We start from the raw sequence: 4,875 nt of genomic DNA on the forward strand, positions 1-4,875 counted from the left end.
TCGGCAGCACCCCTTCGTCGTCGTTCGTGGCTACGTCACTTGCGCAGCGTCGTCATCCACCCGTGGGTGTCGGCGAAGGTACCGCGCTGGATGCCGGTCAGGGTGTCGCGCAGGGCCATCGTGATGGGGCCGGGCTCGCCGTCGGCGATGGTGAACTCGCCGTCCTTGTCCTTGACGCTGCCGACCGGCGTGATGACCGCGGCGGTACCGCACGCGAACACCTCGGTGATCTCACCGCTGCCGGCCTTCTCACGCCACTCGTCGGTGCTGATGCGCCGCTCCTCGACCGAGAGACCGGAGTCCTTGGCGAGGGTGAGCAGCGAGTCGCGGGTGATGCCGGGCAGCAGCGAGCCGGACAGCTCCGGGGTGACCAGACGCGCGTCGGCACCCGACCCGTACACGAAGTACAGGTTCATGCCGCCCATCTCCTCGACGTACTTGCGCTCGATGGCGTCGAGCCAGACCACCTGGTCGCAGCCTTGCTCGGCGGCATGCGCCTGCGCGACGAGCGAAGCCGCGTAGTTGCCGGCGAACTTCGCGGCGCCCGTGCCACCCGGGGAGGCGCGCACGTACTCGCGGGAGAGCCACACGTTGACGGGCTTCACGCCGCGCGGGAAGTAGGCACCCGCCGGGGACGCGATGACGAGGAACTTGTACTCCTTCGCGGGCCGCACGCCGAGAGCCGGCTCGGTCGCGAACGCGAAGGGACGCAGGTAGAGCGAATCCTCGCCGCCGGCGGCGGGAACCCACTCGTTGTCGACCTCGACCAGCTCGGTGATCGCCTTCACGAACAGCTCCGGCGGCAGGTACGGCATCGCGAGCCGCTCCGCGGACCGGTTCATGCGCGCGGCATTGGCGGTCACGCGGAACGACGCGATGCTGCCGTCGGCCTGACGGTAGGCCTTGAGGCCCTCGAAGATCGCCTGCCCGTAGTGCAGGACCATCGCGGCCGGGTCGAGCGGGATCGGCGCGTACGGCTCGACTTTCGCGTCGTGCCAGCCGATTCCGTCGGTGTAGGTGATCGACACCATGTGATCGGTGAAGTGCTGCCCGAATCCGGGATTCGACAGAACCTCCTGTCGCCGCTCCGCAGAGCTCGGTGAAGGATGCTGGACGCGGGCGAATTCGAGGACACCTGTCATGGGGGACAATGGTACAACCGCCCGCAGAACCGTTATCTGGTGTGGTCCTCGACGAACGGCGGAGCCACCACTTCGGCACGCAGCGATCGTCCGCGCACGTCCACGGCCACTTCGTCGCCCGGCTCGAGTCCGGCGGAGGTGTCGAGGAGCGCGAGGGCGATGCCGATCTTGAGGGTCGGAGAGAAGGTGCCCGAGGTGGTCCGCCCGACCTCGTCGCCGTCGCGTCGCACGGTCAGATCCTGACGCAGGACGCCGCGGTCGAGTGCCCGCAGGCCCCACAGTTTCCGCGCCGGGCCCGCCTCCTTCTCGCGGAGCAAGGCGTCGCGCCCCCAGAACTGCGGCTTCTTCCAGCCCACGGCCCAGCCGACCCGCGCCTCGAGCGGGGAGATGTCGACGGAGAGCTCGTGCCCGTGCAGCGCGTAGCCCATCTCGGTGCGCAGGGTGTCGCGGGCGCCGAGACCCGCGGCCTGGCCGCCCTGCGCACGGACGGCGTCGAGCAGGGCGCGGAAGACGCGTTCGGCGTCGTCCCAGCGCGGCAGCACCTCGTAGCCGCGTTCACCGGTGTAGCCGCTGCGGCACACGCGCACCGGAGCACCCTCGTACTCGGCGTCGGCGAAGCCCATGTAGGCGATGTCGGTGGGCAGGCCGAGCGCCTCGAGGACCTCGCCGGACTTCGGTCCCTGGACGGCGAACACCGCGTGATCGCGATGCTGGTTCGTCACTGTGACGCCGGCCGGCGCCGCGGCGGCCAGTGCTTCGACGACCGCCGCGGTGTTGGCCGCATTCGGAACGAGGAAGAGCTCGTCGTCGGAGACGTGGTAGACGATCAGGTCGTCGACGACACCGCCGTTCTCGGTGCAGCACAGCGTGTACTGCGCCTTGCCGGGACCGATCCGGGTGAGGTCGTTGCTGAGCGTGGTGTTGAGGAACTCGGCGGCACCCGGTCCGGCGACGAGCGCCTTTCCCAGGTGGCTGACGTCGAACAGTCCCACGTTCTCGCGCACGGCCGTGTGCTCGGCGACCGTCCCGGCGTAGGAGACCGGCATCTCCCAGCCACCGAACGGAGCGAAGGTCGCACCGAGTTCGACGTGCACGGTGTGGATGGGGCCCTGCTTCAGTTCCTCGTCGCTCATGGCGTACGACGCTATCCCACCGCCATGGTGTCCGACAGCGACGCCGGGCGTCGTTGTCATTAGGGTCGATGGCATCGAGGCGATTCCCCTCGCACCGAACGACGCCGCAAGAGAACGACTCGCTCGTTCCCGACCCAGCTCCAAGGAGATGCCCTGTGAGTGCACCCACTCCCGATCTTCCCGAACTCGTTCTCGCCGGTTCGGTTTCCACACGAGCCGATGTCCTGGTGATCGGCGTGACCTCTTCCGACGGCACCCCCGAGATCCTCGCGGGCGACGCCCCGATCGACGAGGCGGTCCTCGGCGAACTGCTCGACGCCCTGGTCGCCGTGGGCGCGAAGGGCCGCGGCGAGGAGCTCACCCGCGTGCCGGCACCCGCCTCCCTGCCCGTGGCGAGCGTGCTCGCCGTCGGTCTCGGCGACGCCGACAAGATCGACGCCGAGCAGGTCCGCCGCTCCGCCGGTACCGCGGCACGCGCACTGACGGGTGTGGAGACGGTCGCGACCACACTGTCCGCCGTCGACCTCGGTGCCGCGGCGGAAGGCTTCGCGCTCGGCGCCTACACCTACACCGAGTTCCGGTCGGAGAAGTCCGCACCCAAGGAGGACGCGCAGCCGGTCGCGCGGGTGGAGCTGCTCGTGCCCTCGACCCGCGACCGCGCGGCCAAGGCGGCGCTCACCCGCTCCGTCGCGATCGCCGAGGCCGTCGCGACGGCCCGGAACTTCGTGAACACCCCGCCGAGCCACCTGTTCCCGGCCGAGTTCGCCGAGCGCGCGAAGGCACTCGGCGAGGCCGCCGGTCTGAAGGTCGAGATCCTCGACGAGAAGGCGCTCGAGAAGAAGGGCTTCGGCGGCATCGTCGGCGTCGGCAAGGGCTCGTCGCGTCCCCCGCGTCTCGTGCGCCTGTCCTACTCGTCGAAGAAGCGCAAGGCCCCGAAGGTCGCGCTCGTGGGCAAGGGCATCACTTTCGACACCGGCGGCATCTCCATCAAGCCCGCCGCCGGTATGGAGGCGATGACCTCCGACATGGCCGGCGCCGCCGCGGTCGTCGCGACCGTCGTGCTCGCCGCGAAACTCGGTGTCGCTGCCGACGTCACCGCGACCGTGCCGATGGCCGAGAACATGCCGTCGTCGACCGCGCAGCGTCCGGGTGACGTGCTGACCCAGTACGGCGGAACCACCGTCGAGGTCATCAACACCGACGCCGAGGGTCGCCTGATCCTCGCCGACGCCATCGTGCGCGCATGCGAGGACGATCCCGACTACCTCATCGACACCGCGACCCTCACCGGCGCGCAGATGGTCGCCCTCGGCACCCGGACGCCGGGCGTCATGGGTCACGACGAGTTCCGCGACCGCGTGGCCGCGCTGTCCCAGGAGGTCGGTGAGAACGGCTGGGCGATGCCCTTCCCGAAGGAACTGCGCGGCGATCTCGAGTCCCGCGTGGCCGACCTCGCGAACGTCTCCCCCCACCGGTGGGGCGGCATGCTCACGGCCGGCATCTTCCTGAAGGAGTTCGTCGCAGAGGGCGTGCAGTGGGCGCACATCGACGTCGCCGGCCCGGCCTTCAACACCGGCGGACCGTTCGGTTACGTCGGCAAGGGCGGCACCGGCGTGCCCGTGCGCACGATGCTCGCCGTGATCGAGGACGTCGCCGCCAACGGATGATCTCCCGCACCGGTCCTCTCCCGACGGGCCCCGCACGGGACGAGGGAGAGGACCGGTGTGATCGGCAACAGCGGAACCCCCGGTGTGAGGTGATCCGCCCCTCCCCGAACATCACCGAAAGATAGGTGCAAGGATGGGAGGGGCCATGCCCCGCCGGTATCGGCCCGACCGAACACGTGAACCAGCAGGCACGGGGTTCCTGCCCCGCGCACAATGGTCAACGACCACACAATGGTCGGCGACCACGAGTCGGTACAACTCAACACACACGAACACAACCGTCGAGGAGTCAACAGACATGGCCTTCTCCGTCCAGATGCCAGCGCTTGGTGAGAGCGTCACCGAGGGAACTGTCACGCGATGGCTCAAGCAGGAAGGAGACACGGTCGAAGTCGACGAGCCCCTGCTCGAAGTCTCCACGGACAAGGTCGACACCGAGATCCCGTCGCCTGCAGCCGGCGTGCTGGTCAAGATCGTCGCCCAGGAGGACGACACGGTCGAGATCGGTGGCGAACTGGCCGTGATCGGTGACGCCGGTGAGGAAGCCGGCGGAGATTCCGCACCCGCTGCCGAAGAGGCACCGGCCGAAGAGGCTCCCGCCGAAGAGCCCGCCGCGGAGTCCGCCCCCGCGCAGCCCGCATCCTCGGGTGGCAGCGGCGAGGGCACCCCGGTCACCATGCCCGCACTGGGCGAGTCGGTCACCGAAGGCACCGTCACCCGCTGGCTCAAGGCCGTCGGCGACGAGGTCGCCGTGGACGAACCGCTCCTCGAGGTCTCCACCGACAAGGTCGACACCGAGATCCCCTCCCCGGTCGCCGGCATCCTCACCGAGATCACCGCGCAGGAGGACGAGACCGTCGAGGTCGGCGGACAGCTCGCCGTCATCGGCAGCGAGGCTCCCGCCCAGCAGTCCGCCCCGGCCCAGCAGTCCGC

The 4,875-nt window shown here is 69.6% G+C and carries 4 protein-coding genes; 2 read left to right on the plus strand and 2 right to left on the minus strand.

Annotated elements, in window-relative coordinates:
* Positions 1–35: 35 nt before the first annotated feature.
* Positions 36–1,142, minus strand: coding sequence for a branched-chain amino acid aminotransferase (locus ACNJ7K_RS16855; RefSeq protein WP_060652772.1), 1,107 nt, complete (start codon positions 1,140–1,142; stop codon positions 36–38).
* 32 nt (positions 1,143–1,174) lie between these two features.
* Complete coding sequence (gcvT, locus tag ACNJ7K_RS16860; protein ID WP_024101306.1) at positions 1,175–2,275, minus strand: glycine cleavage system aminomethyltransferase GcvT; 1,101 nt, start codon at positions 2,273–2,275, stop codon at positions 1,175–1,177.
* Between the two features lie 155 nt (positions 2,276–2,430).
* Here gcvT and ACNJ7K_RS16865 point away from each other — a divergent pair, with 155 nt between their 5' ends.
* Both ACNJ7K_RS16865 and ACNJ7K_RS16870 read left to right on the plus strand, forming a co-directional pair.
* Positions 2,431–3,942: a leucyl aminopeptidase gene (locus ACNJ7K_RS16865; RefSeq protein ID WP_120283309.1), complete on the plus strand. Its 1,512-nt coding sequence runs from the start codon at positions 2,431–2,433 to the stop codon at positions 3,940–3,942.
* A gap of 298 nt (positions 3,943–4,240) precedes the next feature.
* A partial coding sequence (locus ACNJ7K_RS16870; RefSeq protein ID WP_487041962.1) for a biotin/lipoyl-containing protein occupies positions 4,241–4,875 on the plus strand: 635 nt, incomplete at its 3' end.

It is taken from the genome of Rhodococcus shunpengi (assembly GCF_048381395.1).
Lineage (GTDB): Bacteria > Actinomycetota > Actinomycetes > Mycobacteriales > Mycobacteriaceae > Rhodococcus.

Excerpts from the sequence above, each read along its gene's own strand:
- ACNJ7K_RS16855 (WP_060652772.1), bottom strand. The coding sequence starts at position 1,142 with ATGACAGGTGTCCTCGAATTCGCCCGCGTCCAGCATCCTTCACCGAGC.
- gcvT (WP_024101306.1), bottom strand. The coding sequence starts at position 2,275 with ATGAGCGACGAGGAACTGAAGCAGGGCCCCATCCACACCGTGCACGTC.